Consider the following 21,092-nt stretch of genomic DNA (forward strand, 5'->3'; position numbering starts at 1 on the left):
ATGAACGAACACGCCCGGCAGCAGAGAGCAGAATCTCGGCAGCCGGGCGTGTTCTGTTGTGTCGATTGGGTGGAGGCTGCCTGCGTAACGTAGTGTTAGCGGCAGCAGCTAGACCGTATAATTTTCCAGCGAAAGGCTCCAGCTTCCGTCCACAAGCTCAATTCTGTGCAGGCTGGCATAGGAAGCCGGGAATTTACTGTCGCGGTTATTCCAGTCGATCCCTTTGATTATGTGATAGATGATATTTATGACACCACCGTGTGTAACAATAATTAGGTTATCATCAGAGCCGCTATCCGCATGCTCTTCGCAGAGCCAGGTGAAGGTCTCTTGAATCCGTGTGAAGAATTCGAGCGGACTCTCTCCGCCGGGGTAACGCTCGTCCATCCGCAGTCCTGAGAAGTACAAGCCGGGGTATCGTTCATTCACGATTTCGTTCGGCATACCGGCAATCACACCATTGTTCATCTCCCGCCAATCCATACTGCGCTCTAAGGGTAACTCCAGCTCTCTTGCCAGCTCGCCGGCTGTATCCAGCGCCCGCTGCAGATCACTGCTGACTATACGATGTATAGGGAATGAAGCCGAATTCTCTCTCAAAAAACAGCCCAGTTTCTCGGCCTGTCTGTAGCCTTGGGTCATCAGCCCCCGCTGACTCCATCCGCCGCGATATCCTTCGTCATCCTTGCCGTGTCTTACCAGATAAATCGCCAACTGCTCCTCGGCCTCCTGTTCTATGATGCGTTAGTATAATTCCTTTGAAGATTCCTTCAAGAAGGATATCCTGCTAAGTCTATCACTTACTTTCCAGAATGTTCAAGAACAGAAGTTACAACCGAAGCAACGCAGCTTGACAATACCCGGACATAGCTTGCTTGGAAGGTTCGGAAACTACTTGCGGTGCGGCACGAAGACAACACGCTGCTGACTGCCCGGCGGAGTCTTCCATACTTCTTCAATCTGAGATAGCGGGTAAGCGATAGGGTTCGCTGTGAGCTGGCCCTCTGCAATGGCATGGATCAACGCCGGGAATTCCGCCAGATATCCGGCTGGCGTGACGGACCCCTGGCCGCTGCCGATGATCTGGAAGTTGGCAGAGCGGAGTGCAGCGGAAGGAATTGCAGCGTCCGCGCCAGCCGTGGAACCGATCTGAATCCAGGTTAACAGCCGGCTGCGGTCGGAACGGCGGGTTAATATCGGGAGCATAGCGAGTGCAGCAGGCTCACCCCACAGATAGTCGAGAACGATATCAACTTCGGCTGAGGCTTCGCCGAGGCTCCGGGCCACTGTCCCGGGATCTCCGGCAAGCGATATGACTACGTCCGCACCCTGCTGTGCAAGCGAACGGAGAAGTTCGGGGTTCCGCCCGGCAGCGATGATCTGACTGGCTCCCATAAGCTTGGCGATCTGAACGGCCATTTGCCCGGAGTTGCCGGTAGCGCCAAGAATGAGGACCTTGAACCCGGACTTAGCCTGAATCCGGCGGCGGAGAGTCACCCAGGAGGACATGGCCGGATTCATTGCGGCGGCGATGAGCACGGGATCAGCATCTGCGGGTAGCGGGACAGCGCGGCGAAGATCGATGAGGGTCTGGTCTGCGAACGATCCCAGGGCATTATCGGTGGCTACAAAATAGACCAGCTTGCCATCCGGGAGCCGTCCCACCCCGTCGATACCTGGGATTAGCGGAAGTTCATCCGTACTTGTGTAGTGAGATCCATTGGCTTGTGCCCGGACCCTGAGATGCAATCCGGCAGCGAGCACATCCACCAAAGCTTCGTGTTCTCCTGAAGGTACGGGAGCAGCAATCTTTTCGTATTTCGGACCTGAATCGAATGATCTTACAATAGCAGCGTACATAAATAGGCCTCCAATTTACCAGGATATTTATCCAGGTGAGTAATTTTTGTTTGTGAAACTAACTAAAAAGTTTGCAATACAAACAATATAGTTTGTATTACGTACAAAGTCAACGGCTGTTGTGGTACAATAGGAGCAAACAGGTCTGAAATATACAAAAGTGCGGAGTGAAATCAATGAGCAGTTATGATAATTCTTTTGATAAGCTGGATGATCTGTCGATGGTAGACAGCCTTGTGCAGCTATCCTTCCTGGTGCAAAATATCCTTGCCCGAATAGGAACGGAGCATGATCTGTCGATTATCCAGATCCGTCTGCTGGGGATACTGCGCGACCGGGAGCCGGGTATGCTGCAGCTGGCCAAGCATCTGGGCCTCGATAAATCCAGCATTACAGGGCTCGTTGACCGGGCACAGCGCCGCGGACTGGTAGAACGTACCGTATCACAGAGTGACCGGCGGGCATTCAATGTTAGGGCTACTCCGGCAGGCTGGAAGATCATTCACGAGGTCGGGGAGCAGATCGAGCGTCAGATTACGGCGATAACCGATGGTCTTACCGGGGAGGAGCAGGCGCAGATGATTGCCCTGGCCAGCAAGATTCTGGTCACTGCTCCAGGGGTGAGCCGCTGACAAACGGTAGGGTTCGTGACGATGAAGCACATAGGAGGGATTTCCATGGACCAGGAACTGATGGATGAACTGGCGTCTCAATTCAGGAATTCGCTGAAGGTGCTGAACGCGGTCGGTGCTGAGACCCGGCAAGCCATCCTGATGGCCTTGCTGCAAGGGCCGCAAGATCCGGGTATGCGTGTAGGCGAGATAAGAGGGGCCACCCACTTTTCCCGTCCGGTCGTGTCCCATCATCTTAGAATCTTGATAGAGGCCGGAATCGTTAGCGTCCGCAAAGACGGCACCCGCAACTATTACCGGCTGGACTCTGGAAGCAAGCTGATGGTGCTCAAAAGCTTGGTGAACGGGCTGGAGAAGGTTCTGGCACAATGCGAGCCCGAAGCAGGGATTCTCTGATCATGGAGAATCCCTGCTTTGTGGTATGCGAAAAACCGAATACATTTACTGCTGTGGGGGCGGGAGGGCCAAACGTATGCGGAATATTTAAGCTACCTTGTTCCAGTAAAGCATGCTATGCTATAATCACTCACCGACAGACAGTCGGTCGGTGAAATGATCTATTACAAATAGAGTTACGGTTACACCCAAAGTTAGTATCATCCCAGCTTCACCATAAGGAGACATGACCATGAGAGTTGTCAAAGAAGCGGAAGCCCGCAGAAATGAAATTCTGGATGCAGCCGGGGAGCTGTTCGGACAGAAGGGCTTCGACGGTACGAGCACCGGCGATATTCTGGGCAAGGTTGGGATTGCACGCGGGACGTTATATTATCACTTCAAGTCGAAGGAGGATATTATGGACGCGCTGATTGAGCGGACGAATGCCACGATCCTTCATGCCGCGCAGCAGGTTGCTGAAGATAAGAGCATACCCGTCATTGAACGGATTCTCCGTGCAGTTATGGCACTGAACATCAGCAGCGGAGTCGGCAGCAGCACGGAGATTATGGAGCATATCCATAAGCCGCAGAATGCGCTGATGCATCAAAAGGTTCAGAAGGCGGTCATCCGCAGCGTTCCGCCCATTCTGGCCTCCATCATCAGCGAGGGAATAGAGCAGGGGATATTCAGTACTCCCTATCCGTATGAATGTATGGAGATGGTTGTAGTCTATGCCACCACCATTTTTGATAATGACATGGTTGACATGACGGAGGAAGAGCGGATGTCACGCATTCTGGCCTTCATTGCCAATGTGGAGCGGCTGCTTGGTGCTGCGGGCGGAAGTCTGATGAGCGTGATGCAGATGTTCGGCGGGGGTGGAGCGGAAGAAGGCAATGGAGGTGAATAGAGCCGGGACAGGATTCGGCAGATTTCTGTTTCTCTGGTCAGGGCAACTGATCTCAGCCATCGGCAGCGGGCTTACCGCGTTCGGGCTGGGGATCTATACCTTACAGCAGACCGGGCAGGCATCGGCTATGGCGCTGGTGACCCTGCTGGCATTCATGCCTTCCCTGCTGCTAAGTCCTGTCGCAGGCGTGCTGGCGGACCGCTATGACCGCAGGCTGCTGATGGTAATTGGGGACAGTCTCTCTGCCTTAGGTCTGATCTATATTCTGGTCTGCCTGCTGAATGGAGAAGCGCAGCTGTGGCAGATTTGCTTAGGCGTGACCGTCAGCTCGGTGTTCTCCTCTCTGCTTGATCCCGCCTATAAGGCTACGGTAACGGATCTGCTCACCGAAGAGCAGTATACGAAGGCCAGCGGGTTTGTGCAGATTGCCGGCTCCGCCAAATATCTGATTTCGCCGCTCATTGCCGGACTGCTGCTTACAGTGTCTGATGTGAAGCTGCTGCTGATCATCGATATCTGTACATTTTTCTTAACCGTACCGACTACCCTTGCCGTCCGCAGCGGTCTAGCCTCCAAGCAGGCGGAACAGGCACAGGCCTTTATCCGGGAATTCAAAGAAGGCTGGAGAGCAGTCTCCGGGAACCGGGGTGTGCTGGTGCTGGTGATTATGACCTCGGTCATGACCTTCTTCATCGGGTTCATTGAGACCTTGTCCATGCCGATGATTCTGGCGTTCTCCAGCAGTGCGGTCTTGGGGACGCTGGAGACGGTCATGGCCTCGGGAATGCTGGTGTCGAGTGTCATTATAGGGATGCTGCATATACAAAAGAATTTTGTGCGCATGCTGGCAGTGTCACTTTTTTGCTCAGGGATCAGTATCGCCGTCTTCGGACTGCGTGAGAACATCTTGCTGATCGGCGCTGCGGGCTTTATGTTTTTTGCCATGCTGCCCTTTACGAACACTGCCCTGGATTATCTGGTCCGCACCAACATCGACAATTCCGTTCAAGGGAGAGCCTGGTCATTGATCGGACTGCTCTCACAGCTCGGATTCGTCGCGGCCTATATGCTGGCGGGTGTGCTGGCAGATTACGTATTTACTCCCTTGCTGGTGAGCGGCGGAGTTCTGGCGGATAGTGTGGGCCGGATTATCGGCACGGGCAGCGGGCGGGGGATGGGACTTCTCATTATTATTGCCGGGCTGCTGTTAAGCGCCGCTTCGGTCATGATCTATCGGCTCAAATCCATTACAAGTCTTGAGAGCAGGGGGTAACTTATGTTTTACCGAATCATCCGCAGAGATATCCGCACAAGTAAGGGAATTACACTCACGACTATGCTGTTCGTAGCTGCTGCAGCCATGCTAGTCTCTTTGTCAGCCATTCTGGTCGTCAATCTGAGCGGGGCCATCGGTCATCTGATGACACAGGCGAAGACGCCGCATTTCCTGCAGATGCATGCCGGCCCGCTGAATCAAGCCCGGCTCGCGGCCTTCGCAGAGCAGAACAGCAAGGTAGAAGATCACCAGGTGCTTGATTTCCTCAATGTAGAAGGCGCGAAGATTGTCATGGACGGCCATACGCTTGCGGACAGTGTTCAGGATAACGGCTTCAGCACACAGAGCGGGAAGTTTGATTATCTGCTTGATCTGGACGGGAAGGTGATTGATGTACGGGGCGGCGAGGTGTATGTCCCGATCAGTTATATGAAGGATGGCTCCGTCAAAGCTGGAGGGACGGTTACAGTGGGGGACACCACTCTCACTGTAGCGGGGTTCCTGAGGGATTCACAGATGAACTCGCTGCTCGCTTCGTCGAAGCGGTTCCTCGTCAGCCCGGCGGATTATGCGGAGCTGGCGCACTACGGAACCACGGAATATCTGATTGAGTTCAGATTGAAGGAGCTGTCGATGCTGGGAGCCTTCGAGACAGACTATACCGCAGCAGGACTTGAGGGGAACGGCCCGGTGATTACATATCCCCTGTTCAGAGTGCTTAATGCGATCTCTGACGGGCTGATGATTGCGGTGATCCTGCTGGCGAGCGTGCTGGTCGTTATTATTGCTTTTCTATGTATACGGTTCACCCTCATGGCTACCATCGAGAGCGATTACCGGGAGATCGGCGTCATGAAGGCCATCGGTCTGCGTGTCTCGGATCTCAAAAGAATCTATCTGGCCAAATACGCAGCAATAGCGGCTATGGGCAGCATACTCGGTCTCACGTTAGCGTTCAGCTTCCGGGGTCTGCTGCTTGAGAATATCAGGCTGTATATGGGTGAAAGTGCGCATCCGGCGCTTGCTCTGGCCTGCGGCATCCTTGGCGTACTGCTCGTATTCCTCATTATTGTTGCCTATGTGAACAGGGTGCTGAAGCGTTTCCGGAAGATTTCAGCTGTCGAAGCCATCCGGTTCGGGACAGCTCAGGAGAGCCGGAGGAGCTCCAGACGTTTTACCTTGAGCGGCAACCGTCTGCTGAACACGAATGTCTACCTGGGCGTTAAGGATGTCTTGTCCAGAAAAAGTCTATACGCAACCATGCTTGCGGTACTCGTCATCTCTTCCTTCCTGATGATTGTGCCCCAGAATCTCTATCATACGATCTCCTCTCCGAGCTTCATTACATACATGGGTATCGGTGAGAGTGATCTGCGCCTGGATATCCAGCAGACAGACCATATTGCAGAGAAGGCCGCAGATATTGCGCGGGTGATGGAGCAGGATGTGATGATCTTCCGTTTTGCCGTGCTGACCACTCAGGCGCTGAACGTGAAGCTGGACAATGGTGTCGTTGAGCGGATAAAGGTTGAGCTGGGCGACCATTCCATTTTTCCGGTTGCCTATGATGAAGGACATGGCCCGGTTGCAGCGAATGAGATTGCCCTCTCCGCCGCGAATGCCAAGGAGTTGGGCAAGCAAGCCGGTGATTCCCTGACCTTGCTCGTAGACGGAGAAGCGAAGGAGCTTACGGTGTCCGGGATTTATTCGGATGTGACCAACGGCGGGAAAACAGCCAAGGCCACCTTCACCACGACTTCTGATCAGGCCATGTGGGCCGTGATTTATGCGGAGCTTGCAGATTCCATGCTAATCAGCAGCAAGGTGAGCGAATATGCAGAGCGGTTCAGTTATGCGAAGGTGTCCGATATCGGGGAATATGTGACGCAGACTTTCGGCTCCACCATTCGCTCAGTCGGTAAGGCCGCATGGGCTGCTCTAGCCGTGATGCTGGTCCTGAATGTACTGATTACACTCTTGTTCATGCGGATGCTGGTAGCTAAGGACCGTTACCCTATTGCCGTGATGAAATCGCTGGGCTTCCGGAATTCCGATCTGACTGTACAGTATTATGCGCGTTCTATATTTGTACTGGTGGCCGGGATGGTTCTGGGCACCCTGCTGGCGAACACCCTGGGGCAGACTCTTGCCGGGGCCGTGATCTCCTCCTTCGGGGCTTCGTCCTTCAAGTTCGTGGTCCATCCGCTCTCCGCGTATCTGCTGTGCCCGCTGATTATGACCGGTTCTGTACTGATAGGGGCGGTTATCGGCACATCGGGCATCGGCCGAATTCAAATATCCGGCAATATTAAGGAGTAGATCAAGAAGATGAAGAAGATTATTTCGGGTGAAAATATAACCAAACAATACGGTACCGGCGATGAGCGCCGCAAGGTGCTGGATGAAGTATCCGTAGATATTCACGAAGGTGAATTCGTCTCGGTGATGGGACCTTCAGGCTCCGGGAAATCCACGCTGCTGTTTGCACTGAGCGGAATGGACCGGATCGACTGGGGTCTGGTTACCTTTGAGGGCAGGGATCTGGGGATACTTGCTGAGGATGAGCTTGCGGATCTCCGCAGAACGGGAATGGGCTTCGTATTCCAGCAGCCGACGCTGATGAAGAATCTGAACATTCTGGATAATATCATTCTGCCATCGATGCGCGGCAACCGGCGGAAGGTTGCGGCGATTACGGATAAGGCGCAGCAGCTTATGCAGAAAGTGGGCATCGCTGAGCTGGCGAAGCGTGATATTACGGAGGCTTCGGGCGGGCAGCTGCAGCGGGCCGGCATCTGCCGGGCGCTGATGGGCAGTCCGCGGATTATTTTTGGGGATGAGCCGACCGGTGCGCTGAATCTGAAGGCTGCCGGGGAGATTATGGACCTGCTGTCCGGGATCAATGAAGAAGGGACGGCCATCATGCTGGTCACCCATGATGCCACTGTGGCGGCCAGGACGCAGCGGATTATGTTCATGTGTGACGGCCGGATCGTCGATGAGATACGCCTGCCGAGATACAGCGGAGGGACGCTTGAGCCCCGCATGAAATTAATCACGGCAAAAATGCGGGAGAATGGGATTTAATAGAAATGAACGATCTGCCCGGATGGTTCGTATTATAGTTATTTGCTAACACCAAGGAAGAGGTGAAAGGAAATGCTGACCATCAAGAATTTTACGAAGAGCTATAAAGGCGGGGCTAAGGCGGTAGATGATCTCAGCCTTGAGGTTGAACGGGGTGACATCTACGGCTTCATCGGCCATAACGGCGCAGGCAAGACCACGACCATCCGCGCTGTGGTGGGCGTGCTTGATTTTGAACAAGGGGAGATTGAGATTGACGGCATCTCGATCCGCAAGAATCCGGTAGCCTGCAAGGCGAGTATTGCCTACATCCCGGATAATCCGGACCTGTACGATCACCTGACGGGGATTCAGTACCTGAACTTCATCGGGGATCTCTTTAGTGTACCGGGGTCCACCCGGGAGCGGCTGATCGGGCAATACGGCGATGCCTTTCAGCTCACAGCGAGTCTGGGCGATCTGATCTCCTCGTATTCCCACGGTATGAAGCAGAAGCTGGCCATTATCTCTGCGCTTATTCATGAGCCGAAGCTTTTAGTGCTGGATGAGCCTTTTGTGGGCCTTGATCCGAAGGCAGCGCATACGCTGAAGACCATCATGACGGATCTGTGCAGCAAGGGCAGCGCCATCTTTTTCTCCACACATGTACTGGATACGGCAGAGAAGCTCTGCAACAAGATTGCGATCATCAAGGGCGGACGGCTGATTGCCCACGGCTTAACTGAAACGGTACGGGGTGAGAACAGCCTGGAGGACGTATTCATGGAGCTGATCGATAATGATTAATGTCTGGAGATTAACGAAGCTGCAGCTGTTGTCCTCCTTCGGCCTCAATCAGGCGCTCCATACGAAAGACCCTGCACAGAGGCGCAAGGCGCTGCTGATCAGCCTCTTGGTTATAGCCGGTATACTCATGATCGGGGCCGTGTCATTCGGCTACAGCTTCATGATGGCACAGTCATTCGAGCAGCTCGGGCGGATGGAGCTATTGCTGGCCGTGATGATGGCGGTTACTTCGCTGGTAAGCTTCTTCACTACGGTCTATAAGGCAAGCGGGGTATTATTCAGTTATAAGGATTACGATATGATCATGTCCCTCCCGGTGAAGACCAGCCATGTTGTGGCAAGCCGGGTGCTTCAGCTCTATGTGATGAATCTGTTCTTCACGCTGCTGATCATGCTTCCAGCGGGAGCGGTGTATGCGATACATGTGAAGCCGGGTGTGCTCTATTATCTGTTTTTTCTAATGACGCTCTTCTTCATTACCCTGCTGCCGATTATAGCGGCTACGCTGGTGGGCTCCCTCATTAGCTGGGTCTCTTCACGGTTCCGGGCGAGCAAAATCCTGAATATGATCCTCACGTTCGCCTTCATCATTGTACTGATGCTGGGCTCGTTCACGCTCAATCAAGGGCAGCAGGCGATTGCAGATGTTGGAGCCGCCTTAGGTGATATGATCTTCAAGGTGTATCCTCCGGCTTCTGTGTATGTTGCAGCGGTCTGCTCGTACCGGGTAAGCGCCTTGCTCTTCTTCATCGCGGTGTCTGTGTTGGTCTTCATGCTGTTCTCGGTCCTGCTGGCGACCCGGTACAAGGCGATTCATACAGGGCTTATGACCAGCCGCGCTAGCCGTGGATATAAGATGAAGCCGTTACAGGCTAATTCAGCATTCAAGGCCTTGTATCTTAAGGAGCTGCGGCGTTATTTCAGCTCGGTCAATTATGTGCTGAACACAGGGATCGGGATGGTGCTGCTCCTGATGATGTCCATTTCCTTATTATTCGTCAGCTCAGAGCAGCTGGGAACTATACTAGACATCCCGCAGTTGTCAGACTCCCTCAGTACGCTGAGTCCGCTGGTTATCTCTCTATTCGTTGTTCTGAGCTGTACGACAGCCTGCTCTATTTCGCTGGAAGGCAATCATCTGTGGATCTTGACCAGCTCCCCCGTGCCCAAACCGGCGATTATATTCAGCAAGGTGGCGGTGAATCTCACCATTACGTTACCGCTGATTGCCATAAGCTGGGTGCTACTGACGTATACCCTGCATGCCGGGTGGATGGAGAGTCTATTCATGCTGGCCGTTCCGGTAATCTATGCCTGCTATTCAGCCCTGCTGGGCGTTCTTGTGAACCTGAAGCTGCCTAAGCTCGACTGGACAAGTGAAGTTGCGGCGATCAAGCAGAGTGCGTCGGTGCTGGTAACGATGCTAATCGGTGTCCTAACGCTGGCTGTTCCCGCCGTACTGTTCATGCTTCTTCCTGGGGTGGGCGGAAACCTCATCCTGCTGGGATACGGCGTGCTTCTAGTAGCGGTCTGCGCCGGAATGTACAGATATATCCAGATTAACGGGGAACGGTTGTTTCAGAAGCTGTAGTCCTGGTTGTTGTGAGCGCATCAAGTAGTCCCAATTAAGTTAGGAGATGAAAATGTGCAGACCCAACGTGAGAAGCTGGAGCATTATGTGAATGAGTACTTGAAGCTGTGGGATATGTTCGGCGTTATTCAGGTCATCAGGAAGGGCGAGGTGCTCTTCGAGCGGGCCTGCGGATATGCAAGCATGGAGTTTCGAATTAAAAATACGCTGGCGTCACGCTTCTCGCTCGCCTCTATGTCGAAGCAGTTTACGGCCTTTGCTGTCATGCTGCTGCATGACAAGGGCCTGCTGGATGTTGACCAGCCTGCACGCCTGTATCTCCCGGCAGAGCTGGCCATTGACGAGTCCATCACTGTCCATCATTTGCTGTCACATACCTCCGGTCTATATAACTTTTATAATTTTGAGAACGATTTCTTCGGCGGAGACTACCGGCTGGACTATTCCCGGACAAGGTTCTTCCGGCAATACATTAACAAGAAGCCAACCAAGCCAGCTGGAGCAGCGTACGATTATAATAACTCCAACTACAATCTTCTGGCCTGGATCATCGAGCATGTCTCGGGGGAGAGGTACGGGGAGTTTCTGCATCATCATATTTTTTTGCCTCTAGGGATGAGCAGAAGCACAGTGGATGACGGCTGCGCCGTGATTGAGAATAGGTCCAGCAATTACATCAAAGACTTCGCGGAAACCGTAAAATGCCCGTATTATAACGAGAAGTTCAGCATCGGTGCTGCTGCGGTTGTTTCGGACTGCGGGGATTTGTACAAGTGGTATGTCTGTCTTCGTGATCGGCAGCTCTTGTCGCCTGCGGCCTATGAACGATTCTTCCATGAGAACGAGAACAACTACTGCTACGGCCTCGAGCATCACCTAATATGCGGGCAAGACCGGTATTCCCATGGGGGCGATCAGCTGGGGATCTGCACGTATATGCAGAATTTTTTCGCGGAAGATCTGTGCATTATCATTCTCTCGAACAATGAGGGCATCAATCAGTACAGACTGGGTAATGCGCTCGCGGATATTATGCATGATGTGGAGGTGGAGGCTCCGGCCCGGCATCCTGAGCTTCAGCTCAGTGAGGAATGTTTAAGGGCGTACTGCGGAACCTATCTCGCAGACAAAATTGAGATCGAGCTGACCGGCGGGAAGCTGTACTTCACCAGATTCACCGGCAACGTTCATATCGAGCTCTACCCGGTAGGCGAGGGAGAATTTGTCCAGCGCCATTATGACCAGCTCCAGCCCTACAGGATCACTGAGAATGCGCAGGGGGAGAAAATTTTTCTCGGATATGCACGATTTGCCCCTTGAAGTTACCGCGGCGTCAAGTGATAGGATAGGGATGAGATCACAGGAAGGAGGCATAAATGAACAGGACTGTTGTTAGCATACAGCAATTGTCGGAGCAACTGGGGCTGACGAGCCGCACCTTGCGGCATTGGGAAGCGGTAGGATTGTTTCAGAGTAAGAGAGAGGTATCTTCCGGCTGGCGTACATATGATGAACATGCGCTTAAGTGTATCAGGATCACAGCGCTGCTGCGGAGAATGGATATTCCGATCAGAGAAATACAGCCTATTCTAGATAAGGATTCTGTATCTGCACTTAAGCAGGTTATACAGAACAGGATAATGGCTCTACAGGTACACCAGGAAGAACTCGGACGGATGGGACAGCAATTACATCAGGTACTCGATTACCTGAATACTTCCAATAAGAGGACCTCCATTCAGGAGGAACTGCTTAGCGAAATGGAGAGGGTATTTATGAGTAATGTAACGGGACAGTCAACTTTCAAAGTGATTACATTGCCGGCGATGAGAGTAGCTTATCATATCGTGGTGGACCAATCTCCGGAAGACAAAGCGATGGGTCCTATCATGGATTGGCTGGAATCTGCTAATCTTCTGGGTACGGCCCGGTTATTCGGCGGGAATATGGAGCCTATGCCAAGCAGTGCAGGTAAACCCTATGGCTATGGAATGTGTGCGACAATTCCTGAAGGAATCAGCGTCCCTGAGCCTTTCAAGGAAATGCTCCTGCCCGGCGGACTCTATGCCCGATTGGATAGCAGTGACGACATTGGAGGCTCCTGGGAAATACTGATGGATCAGTTAGAGCATAGTCAAAAGTACCGCTCTGACCGCAGCAGACTCTGTCTGGAAGAGCATATCCGCAATGACAGCCCTGCGGGCAGTGGCAATCTATACGATTTGAGTCTGCTGGAACCTGTAGTGTTGAAATCATTGTAGCCAAATCCAGTAAAAGAAGGGAAGTAAATGAGCATTGAGTTCAGTAACAGCAGAAGCGGGACATGGGGCCTGGCTCCGTACTTAAGGGTGAGCATTTGGATTACGTCTATAAGGTATAACGTCAGGAGGTACATACTTTGAAAAAGTCAGAGGTTACACTAAGTAAAGCTACGGTGGAGGATGCGGCGGATATTCATGCTATGCAGCTTCAGGCCTTTCTTCCGCTCTTGGAGAAATATCAGGATTATGAGACAAATCCGGCTAATGAGACGCTGGAGAGAACTATAGAACGGATGAATCAGGAATTTGTTGATTACTATATCATCCGAAACGCCGGAAATGCTGTAGGCAGCATGAGAGTCAAGAAGATAGATGAGCATCATTACTGGCTCGGTCAGATATGCGTATTGCCGCAAAGTCAAGGCCTGGGCATAGCCCAGCAGGCCTTCTCCCTAATTGAAAAGATCTATGCGGATGCGAAAACCTGGGGGCTGGCTACCGTCGTGCAGGAGGAGCGTAACTGCTATTTGTATGAGAAGTTGGGCTATAGAAGGACACCTGAAACTCAAGTAATCAACGATAAGCTGACCTTGTGCTTTTACGAGAAAACGCTTAATTGATGTTAACGCCTACAGATATGAAATGCTGCCTCTTCTTAGGAAGGGGCTATTTATTGTACAGAAGTACTTGACAACTGTAACTATAGAAAGTAAAGTAAGAATATAACTTATCTTAACTTAAAGATAATATTTAGCCAAATATCTTAAAGTAAAGATATAATCTGAATGAATCAACTTAGGAGGCAATTCAAATGAACAAGCAAACCATGGGTATTCATCATATCACCGCTATTGCCCAGCATCCGCAGGAGAATATGGACTTTTATGCAGGAGTACTGGGGCTGCGGCTGGTGAAGCAAACGGTTAATTTCGATGATCCGGGAACGTATCACTTCTACTTCGGCAATGATGGCGGGAAGCCGGGGACGATTATTACCTTCTTCCCGTGGGCGGATGCGTATCAAGGTAAGATCGGCGGGGGCCAGGTTGGCGTTACCTCGTATGTGATTCCGGTCGGGGCGCTGGCGTTCTGGAGAACGCGGCTCACGGCGTTCAAGGTGGCTTACACAGAGATGGAGCGGTTCGGGGAGCAGTACCTGGAATTCGATGATCCGCACGGCCTGCATCTGGAGCTGGTGGAACGGGAGGCGGGTGAGCGTAATGAATGGACCTTCAGCGGAGTAACACCGGAGGTGGCAATCAAGGGCTTCGGCGGCGCGACACTGCTGTCCACGCATCCTGAACAAACGGCTGAGCTGCTGGAGAAGGTGATGGGACTTACATTCGTGGGGCAGGAAGGCGATGTCGCCCGCTACCGCTCGGCTGCGGATCTGGGCAATGTGGTTGAGCTGAAGGTAACGGCTGTACCGCGCGGTGAAATGGGTGTGGGCACTGTCCATCATATCGCCTGGAGAGCAAAGGATGATCAGGATCAGCTTGAATGGCAGGAAGTTGTGCATGATAATGGATATGGGGTAACGCCGGTGCAGGACCGGAATTATTTCAACGCCATCTATTTCAGAGAGCATGGGGAGATTCTGTTCGAGATCGCTACCGATCCTCCGGGCTTCGCTCATGACGAGACACCGGAGACGATGGGAAGCAGCCTGATGCTGCCTGCACAATACGAGCCGCACAGAGCACAGATTGAACAAGTTCTGCTGCCGGTTACTGTAAGAGAGCTTAACTAATCTGATCTGACAATACAAAGGAGGCACGAGCATGATCACTATAGATCCGCAGCAGGGCACCGAACGGGATAATTATAAGCTTTTGGTCGGGACGATTATTCCGCGTCCGATTGCCTTTGTAACCACCTTGTCGGAGGATGGGATCTTGAACGGTGCGCCATTCAGTTACTTCAATATCGTATCCTCCAACCCGCCAATGATCTCCGTTTCTATTCAGCATGCCGGGGGTCAGTCCAAGGATACTGCACGCAACATCAAGCAAATGAAGGAGTTTGTAGTTCATATTGTGGATCAGCAGAATGTCGGACAAGTGAATATGACTGCTACGCCGTTGCCGCCTGATCAGAGTGAGGTCACCTTAGCCGGAATGACGCCTGTAGATAGTCTGCGCATTAAGGTTCCCGGCGTTCAGGAAGCGAAGGTACGGATGGAATGTGTCCTTGAGCATAGTCTTGAATTGCCTAACAATGATCTGATGATTGGCAGGATCGTGCAGTTTCATCTGGACGAGGCGATCTACGAGCAGGGGAGAATTAATCCGGTGGCATTAGGGGCGGTCAGCCGTCTGGCCGGGAATAGCTATGCGGGGATTGGGGAGATTTTTGAGATTGAGCGGCCGGTGTAACTGTACCCAGCCATTCTAATCCGGCGAGGACATCTGAACACTTAAGTCAGTGAGCTACTATAGTCTCTAATACACACAATAAAACCCTGGCGGAAGCGCCAGGGTTATCTGTGTCATATAAAAGGATTGCATCGTGTCAGGGAATATGTTAATGTTAATAAACTGTCGGCCATTTTATTATAAATGGTCAGAATTAATACATCTTATTTATATCTTAAGTATAGCAAATGGACATCCAGTTTGTCAAGCCGCCAGTGTGGGACTATTTCAGCAAGAAAAAGGAGTGTTCAGAGGATGGAAGAGACAAAGGTCTGGAAGCAGGAGCAGGAGTGGCTGGAGCAGGTGAAGGAGAAGCTGATCGCGGGGATCGCGAAGCTTATGCCTGAGGTCGGGCAGCTGAAGGAACAGGCCACGGATATCCGCCGGGGATTCTGGGAAGAGGTCACGGTCGATATGAACTCGCAGGAGGATTTCGAGGAGAGCTTCTTCACCATAACCCAGCAGGAAGCGGTTTTGTCTGAACGGGAACGCAGTCATGCGCGCAAGCTCCGGCAATGGAAAAACATGCAGCGGCTGCTGCCGTCACCTTATTTCGGGCGGATTGATTTTCGGGAGGAGGGACAACAGACAGTAGAACAGGTCTATATCGGGGTCTCCTCCTTCGCGGCTGCAGATGGCCTGAGCTTCCTCATCTATGACTGGCGTACCCCGATTGCGAGCCTGTATTACGACTATCCGCCGGGCCAGGCGGCCTTCGACACACCGGGAGGAGTAATCACTGGCACGATGGAGCTGAAGCGGCAGTACCAGATCCGCGGAGGCCGGCTCCAGCATCTGTTCGATTCGAGCGTGACGATCGGAGATGAGCTGCTGCAGCAGGTGCTGGGTCAGGGCGCTGACTCCCAAATGAAGAGCATCGTAGCTACGATTCAGGCGGAGCAGAATGCCATTATCCGTAACGATACGAGCCGGATGCTGATTGTACAGGGAGCGGCGGGCAGCGGCAAAACCTCGGCAGCGCTCCAGCGCGTAGCCTATCTGCTGTACAAACACCGCGTGCGGCTGACGGCCGATCAGATTGTACTCTTTTCGCCCAATCCGATGTTCAACAGTTATGTATCCACTGTGCTCCCGGAGCTGGGGGAAGAGAATATGCAGCAGACGACCTTTCAGGAGTATCTGGACAAATGGCTGGGTGCCGCGTTCCGTCTTGAAGATCCGTTCGATCAGATGGAGTATGTGCTCACCGCCCAGCAGCAGTTGGGTTATGACGCCCGCCTTAAGGCCATGGAGTACAAAGCATCGGAATCGTTCCTCCATGCACTTCAAGGGTATGCCTACTTCCTGAAGCAGGAGGGGATGCTGTTCAAGGATATTTGCTTCCGGGATCGTATACTCATATCGGGTGAACAGATCCGGGCCAAGTTATATAGCTACGATCCTTCCATTCGTCTGCCGAACCGGGTGGAGCTGGTGCAGAAATGGCTGCTCACCGAGCTGGCGGCACTACAGAAGGAGGAGCAGGGGGCGGCGTGGGTAGAGGAGGAGATGAATTACCTCGACAATGAGCAATACGCTGCAATCCACCGTAAGCTGCACAGAGAGAAGGGCGTGTTCGACTTCGCGGAGAAATACCTCCGCCTGCAGGAGCAGCTGGTGCATAAGCGGGAGCAGGATGAAGGGGACTTCGATTATGCCGAGCGGGAAGAGGGATTGCTAAGCGAAATGATCGTGAAGGAGCAGTTCAGACCGCTGAGACGGGGGATCAGGAAGTTCACCTTCATCGACATGGCCGGGCTCTACCGCCAATTGTTCAGCGATGAAACGGCCTACAGGAAGATGACAGGTGAAGCGGAGGTTCCGGAGCTATGGACGGAGATCTGTGCGCAGACCCGGGAGATGCTGGACAGCGGGACACTCTTTTATGAAGATGCGACCCCGCACTTGTACATGCAGGAGCTGATTGAAGGCGTGCGGACGAATACGCAGGTGCGGCATATTTTCGTGGATGAAGGCCAGGATTATTCGATGTTCCAATACGAGTTCCTCCGCAAGCTCTTCCCCCGCGCCCGCATGACCGTTCTGGGAGACTTCAGCCAGGCGATCTTCACACAGGCAACGAATCTGTATGGGGACCATTCACCGCTGCTTCATCTGTACGGGGAAGAGGAGACTAGCCAGTTCCTGCTGGTCCGCAGCTACCGCTCGACCTTCGAGATTGTGGAGTTCACCAAGCCGTTGCTGCCTGGAAGTGAAGGGATTGTGGCTTTTGAGCGGAGGGGCAGTAAGCCTGTATTATCTAAGCTGGCAAGTAAGGAAATGAAGGCAGAGCGCATCCTGGAGGATCTTGCTGGGCTTCAGGCTGAAGGCTATAGCTCTATCGCTATCATTACGAAGACGGCCGCCGAGAGCAGAGAAGCGTATGAGAGTCTGGCTGCTAGTAGAGGGGCGCATGAGCTGAAGCTGATCACGAAGAACACGCCAACTTTTGAAAAAGGAATACAGGTGATCCCCGCCTATCTCGCCAAAGGCGTCGAATTCGACGCGGTGCTAATCTACGATGCTTCTGCGCAGACGTACCATAGAGAGAGCGAGCGGAAGCTTTTTTATACGGCATGTACTCGGGCTATGCACCGGCTGCAGTTGTATACTTCGGGGGAGTGGACGCCGTTTGTGGGTGGGGTGGACGAGGAGTTGTATGAGCAGACAGTAGTTACGCTATAGATCTAAGAGAGCCTCTCCAGGTGCTGGAGGGGCCTTTGCATGTTGAGCCTGGTTCAACTATGAGAACGAAGCGAATGGCTCTGTGATATTTATTTCGTATCAAAAGGCTTACTTAAAGATATTTCACCTATTAATAGTGATTTGTTACGCTTAAATGAAGCTCTTCCGCAACCGCAATGAAGTATTGTAATTTTCGGATATCCATTGTTGTGGCCCTCTTTTCCTGCAGATAAAGGTAGTATAGCATAAGGGGTAGGATCGGCATGTATACTGCGAAGCAATTAGCTGAAGCGCTTAAGATTGAAACGCCCAGACGCGCCCCAATACGCGGAGTAATGTTGACTTTTGACTTTTGTTACACTAAACTGTAACCAATACAGCAAACTGTAACTATATTCCGCAAGGAAGGAGAGTCACATGAATACCTACACTGCGAAGCAAGTGGCTGAGGTGCTGCAACGTGAAGATCCGCAGATGAATCTGCGGACGGTCAGGTACTATACGCAGATCGGGATGCTGCCGCCGCTTGCGCTGGCCGGGAATAAAAGGGTGTACACCGACAATCATCTGCACTATCTGCGAGCCATTCTTGTATTATCCAAGAGCGGGGAGACACTGGCTTCGGCACAGGAGAAATTGGCAGGGCTGCCACTGGATGATGTGATCAAGCTCGGGGATAATCTGCGGCTGTACCAGTCGGATCAGATGCTCCACAGTGAGCTGCATGTCATCAGTGAAGAAGTAATTCTCTCGGTAAGTCCAAGGATCTCACCATCATTGAAAGAGAAGATGATCGCAGCCGTTACCCGGTTGCTTCAAGAGGAGGAACAGGAATGATTCAGGTCCGTCCAGCCAAATCTGCACTGGAGAACGAAGAAGGGATGAATCATCTCTGGCTTCAGATCGTGCCGCCCGGCGTTGCACAGAATATCAGCTTACAATTAATTCTTCCGGCAGGACTTCACCGGTCCCCTAATCTGAATGGTGCTGTTGAAGACAGCAGCGGGAGAATATGGATTAACCATACGCAGTCAGTAACTGACCTGTACATTGAAATCTTCACACGGGAGCCGATCCCCTGCGGTGAGTATAGCCTGGCGGCTGAATTGTCTTACACGTACGACAATGGCGTGTTCACTACTGAGAGGGAGGACATTCCGCTGCTAGTGGTGTCCGAGGAAGAAGCGGCTCAGATCCGTACGGATGAAGAGGTTGTACGCAGAATTAAAGAGCTGCGCTTCCTGCCGGACGGCGGCGGAGCCAATTCGTCTACGTCTATCGAATATACTCCGGCAAAGTTGATTCGCTTGGACTCCAGCCATATATCGGAATGGGAGAAGAAATACCGCGTGGAAGGCGCACTAGAATTGTAATTGATCTACAGGCAGGTGAACCTATGAACTACGAGAATGCCGGGGAGCTTTTACCGGAGAAGCTGCTTAAGGAAGTGAAGAAATATGCGGCGGGCAAGCTGCTGTATATTCCGCAGGACGATGAGAAGAAGGCGTGGGGTGAGGCTTCGGGCTACCGCCAGGTTCTCGTCAGACGCAACCAGCTGATCTACAATAAGTATCTTCACGGAACCCCAATCGCTGAGCTGTCGAAGGAATACTATCTGTCCCAGGAGACCATTAAACGTATTGTATACTCCAAAAAGGACACCAACAAACTGGATTACGATCCCACAGCACCATCCGCCGCGGCATACGCAGAAGCAGGGATGCTGGAGGAGTGGGTGCATACCTATGTGCTGTTCGGCCGCCGCAACAAGAATTTCTCGGAAGGCCTTGCACTGATGAACAGAACGTATGAGGGTCCGCTGTGGATCCCGCTCTCCTTGCTGGACAGAACGAGCGGACCGGAGAGCGGGATGAAGTGGAGGGTGGACCGGGAGGATTTTGAGCAAACGGTGATGCACTGGACCAAACAGATTCAAGCGGGTGAAGCCACTCCGCCCCTCATCGCGAAGGTTGCGCAAGGGAGAATGGAACTGAACTGCGGTAATCCGTTACTGGAAGCGCTCCATCGTGCTGGTGTAAGCGAATATCCTGTCATTGTCTGGATGACGGAATTAGCCGGTGACGAGCAATATCTGAAGCAGTATGCGATGTAGACACCGTACTGAGCGGCTATGGCGGGAATAGCTTAAATTATTCTCGATATAGGAGGACTGCTGCTCTCACGGCTATAATGAAGACATCCCACAAGGAAAGGCAGACATTCAGGATGATATACGGAACGGCTGGTTGTGCAATGGAGTATGCCCGGCGGGGGGCTATCCACGAGTGGCTGCAGTTTTTTTTGCGGAATGACGGGAAGAATGTAGTGTTGGCAGACGGATTATTGCTGGAACCTCGAGTCTACACAGGTCCGGTGGCTGTGGATATCACGAGGTTCGGAATAGAGGAAGGCGCACCCTCGTATCTGACTGAATTAGATGAAAAAGCCCGTTTCTTCAGTATTGTAGAGACGATGACAGCCTATTACAGCAAGTGGGATATGCCTCCGTTAATTGTAAATTATGCTGACGGGAAGTTTGCTATCAATGACGGACGCCACAGGAATGTGGCCTTGCGCCGGATGAACATTACACATGCACCCGTGGTGTTCTGGACAAGCTCGGAGGCTGATCAGCGGTACATATCGGAATATTTGAGTGAAGAGGGGATGGAGGACATATGACTACCAAGTTGCCATTATTCATTATCACCGGAGCAAGCGGAGTAGGTAAAACCACGGTCATGCACGAGTTGAGGGAGCAGATGCCGGAATTTGTGCTGTTCAGTACAGATGACGATAATTTCGGGACGACAGGGAAGAAGCTGGAGTATCAGGACCGGTATAATGTGCTGCTGCATTGCGCGCGTGCGGTTGCGTTATCCGGGAGAGGAACGGTTATTTGCGGGACGATGATGCCTTGGGACGCCAAAAAATGTGATGTTTATGATGCGTTTAGTGAAGTACACTTTATTAACCTGCATTGTGACGATTCCACCCGAAATGCCCGCCTGCGGGGCCGGGAGGATAGAGCGATCTGGACCGAGGATATGCTCAGGCAGCACGAGGAATTCGCGCAGTGGCTGCTGGACCATGCCGATACGGAGTATGATCCGCCTATGCCTACTTATGACTCCACTTCTACACCTCCGCCAGCGCTGGCAGAACAGATTAAGGTGTATATCGGGTCGAAATGGAAGGGTATGTAAAAG

The 21,092-nt window shown here is 52.4% G+C and carries 21 protein-coding genes; 19 read left to right on the forward strand and 2 right to left on the reverse strand.

The annotated features are described in order from the left end of the window. Window positions 1-108: 108 nt before the first annotated feature. Together NYE24_RS33425 and NYE24_RS33430 are read right to left on the reverse strand one after the other, a co-directional pair. On the reverse strand, window positions 109-714 hold the full coding sequence (locus NYE24_RS33425; RefSeq protein WP_342477699.1) for a histidine phosphatase family protein: 606 nt from the start codon (window positions 712-714) through the stop codon (window positions 109-111). Between the two features lie 177 nt (window positions 715-891). Further along, window positions 892-1,860: a zinc-binding alcohol dehydrogenase family protein gene (locus NYE24_RS33430; RefSeq protein WP_342477700.1), complete on the reverse strand. Its 969-nt coding sequence runs from the start codon at window positions 1,858-1,860 to the stop codon at window positions 892-894. A 176-nt stretch (window positions 1,861-2,036) separates the two neighbouring features. On the opposite strand from NYE24_RS33430, the gene NYE24_RS33435 reads away from it, so the two are divergent. The 19 genes from NYE24_RS33435 (at window position 2,037) to NYE24_RS33525 (ending at window position 21,089) form a co-directional block, all read left to right on the forward strand. Then, the gene (locus tag NYE24_RS33435; RefSeq protein ID WP_036695181.1) at window positions 2,037-2,492 is read left to right on the forward strand and encodes a MarR family transcriptional regulator; all 456 of its coding nucleotides are present in this window, start codon (window positions 2,037-2,039) and stop codon (window positions 2,490-2,492) included. A 45-nt stretch (window positions 2,493-2,537) separates the two neighbouring features. Further along, on the forward strand, window positions 2,538-2,888 hold the full coding sequence (locus NYE24_RS33440) for a winged helix-turn-helix domain-containing protein (protein WP_235218431.1): 351 nt from the start codon (window positions 2,538-2,540) through the stop codon (window positions 2,886-2,888). A 232-nt stretch (window positions 2,889-3,120) separates the two neighbouring features. Next, window positions 3,121-3,783, forward strand: coding sequence for a TetR/AcrR family transcriptional regulator (locus NYE24_RS33445; RefSeq protein ID WP_076154527.1), 663 nt, complete (start codon window positions 3,121-3,123; stop codon window positions 3,781-3,783). Continuing rightward, window positions 3,776-5,056 carry an MFS transporter gene (locus NYE24_RS33450; RefSeq protein ID WP_036695237.1) on the forward strand — a complete coding sequence of 427 codons (1,281 nt, stop codon included), beginning with the start codon at window positions 3,776-3,778 and terminating at the stop codon, window positions 5,054-5,056. Before NYE24_RS33445 ends, NYE24_RS33450 begins: the two co-directional genes overlap by 8 nt. Before the next feature lie 3 nt (window positions 5,057-5,059). Beyond that, entirely contained in the window at window positions 5,060-7,378 is a 2,319-nt protein-coding gene (locus NYE24_RS33455) for an ABC transporter permease (protein ID WP_342477701.1), read from the forward strand. Window positions 7,379-7,387: 9 nt separating this feature from the next. Further along, window positions 7,388-8,146, forward strand: coding sequence for an ABC transporter ATP-binding protein (locus NYE24_RS33460; RefSeq protein WP_036695177.1), 759 nt, complete (start codon window positions 7,388-7,390; stop codon window positions 8,144-8,146). Between the two features lie 72 nt (window positions 8,147-8,218). Next, on the forward strand, window positions 8,219-8,932 hold the full coding sequence (locus NYE24_RS33465) for an ABC transporter ATP-binding protein (protein ID WP_342477702.1): 714 nt from the start codon (window positions 8,219-8,221) through the stop codon (window positions 8,930-8,932). Then, window positions 8,925-10,523: a hypothetical protein gene (locus NYE24_RS33470; RefSeq protein WP_342477703.1), complete on the forward strand. Its 1,599-nt coding sequence runs from the start codon at window positions 8,925-8,927 to the stop codon at window positions 10,521-10,523. The genes NYE24_RS33465 and NYE24_RS33470 overlap by 8 nt, the downstream gene beginning before the upstream one ends. 54 nt (window positions 10,524-10,577) lie before the next feature. Further along, window positions 10,578-11,843: a serine hydrolase domain-containing protein gene (locus NYE24_RS33475; RefSeq protein WP_036695173.1), complete on the forward strand. Its 1,266-nt coding sequence runs from the start codon at window positions 10,578-10,580 to the stop codon at window positions 11,841-11,843. Window positions 11,844-11,899: 56 nt separating this feature from the next. Next, window positions 11,900-12,784 carry a MerR family transcriptional regulator gene (locus NYE24_RS33480; protein WP_342477704.1) on the forward strand — a complete coding sequence of 295 codons (885 nt, stop codon included), beginning with the start codon at window positions 11,900-11,902 and terminating at the stop codon, window positions 12,782-12,784. 137 nt (window positions 12,785-12,921) lie between these two features. Further along, window positions 12,922-13,404 (forward strand): GNAT family N-acetyltransferase, encoded by a 483-nt coding sequence (locus NYE24_RS33485; protein ID WP_342477705.1) that lies wholly within the window; start codon window positions 12,922-12,924, stop codon window positions 13,402-13,404. A gap of 191 nt (window positions 13,405-13,595) precedes the next feature. Further along, complete coding sequence (locus NYE24_RS33490; RefSeq protein WP_076154537.1) at window positions 13,596-14,534, forward strand: ring-cleaving dioxygenase; 939 nt, start codon at window positions 13,596-13,598, stop codon at window positions 14,532-14,534. Window positions 14,535-14,565: 31 nt separating this feature from the next. Continuing rightward, window positions 14,566-15,159 carry a flavin reductase family protein gene (locus NYE24_RS33495; protein WP_036695168.1) on the forward strand — a complete coding sequence of 198 codons (594 nt, stop codon included), beginning with the start codon at window positions 14,566-14,568 and terminating at the stop codon, window positions 15,157-15,159. A 294-nt stretch (window positions 15,160-15,453) separates the two neighbouring features. Then, complete coding sequence (gene helD / locus NYE24_RS33500) at window positions 15,454-17,883, forward strand: RNA polymerase recycling motor HelD (protein ID WP_342477706.1); 2,430 nt, start codon at window positions 15,454-15,456, stop codon at window positions 17,881-17,883. A gap of 417 nt (window positions 17,884-18,300) precedes the next feature. Beyond that, window positions 18,301-18,720 (forward strand): MerR family transcriptional regulator, encoded by a 420-nt coding sequence (locus NYE24_RS33505; protein WP_036695166.1) that lies wholly within the window; start codon window positions 18,301-18,303, stop codon window positions 18,718-18,720. Then, on the forward strand, window positions 18,717-19,256 hold the full coding sequence (locus tag NYE24_RS33510; RefSeq protein WP_036695165.1) for a hypothetical protein: 540 nt from the start codon (window positions 18,717-18,719) through the stop codon (window positions 19,254-19,256). Before NYE24_RS33505 ends, NYE24_RS33510 begins: the two co-directional genes overlap by 4 nt. 23 nt (window positions 19,257-19,279) lie before the next feature. Continuing rightward, the gene (locus NYE24_RS33515) at window positions 19,280-19,996 is read left to right on the forward strand and encodes a CD3324 family protein (RefSeq protein ID WP_342477707.1); all 717 of its coding nucleotides are present in this window, start codon (window positions 19,280-19,282) and stop codon (window positions 19,994-19,996) included. Between the two features lie 140 nt (window positions 19,997-20,136). Further along, window positions 20,137-20,565, forward strand: a complete 429-nt coding sequence (locus NYE24_RS33520) for a hypothetical protein (RefSeq protein WP_342477708.1) — start codon at window positions 20,137-20,139, stop codon at window positions 20,563-20,565. Next, window positions 20,562-21,089: an AAA family ATPase gene (locus NYE24_RS33525; RefSeq protein ID WP_036695163.1), complete on the forward strand. Its 528-nt coding sequence runs from the start codon at window positions 20,562-20,564 to the stop codon at window positions 21,087-21,089. The genes NYE24_RS33520 and NYE24_RS33525 overlap by 4 nt, the downstream gene beginning before the upstream one ends. Window positions 21,090-21,092 lie beyond the last annotated feature (3 nt).

It is taken from the genome of Paenibacillus sp. FSL H7-0350, assembly GCF_038593195.1.
GTDB lineage: Bacteria > Bacillota > Bacilli > Paenibacillales > Paenibacillaceae > Paenibacillus_AQ.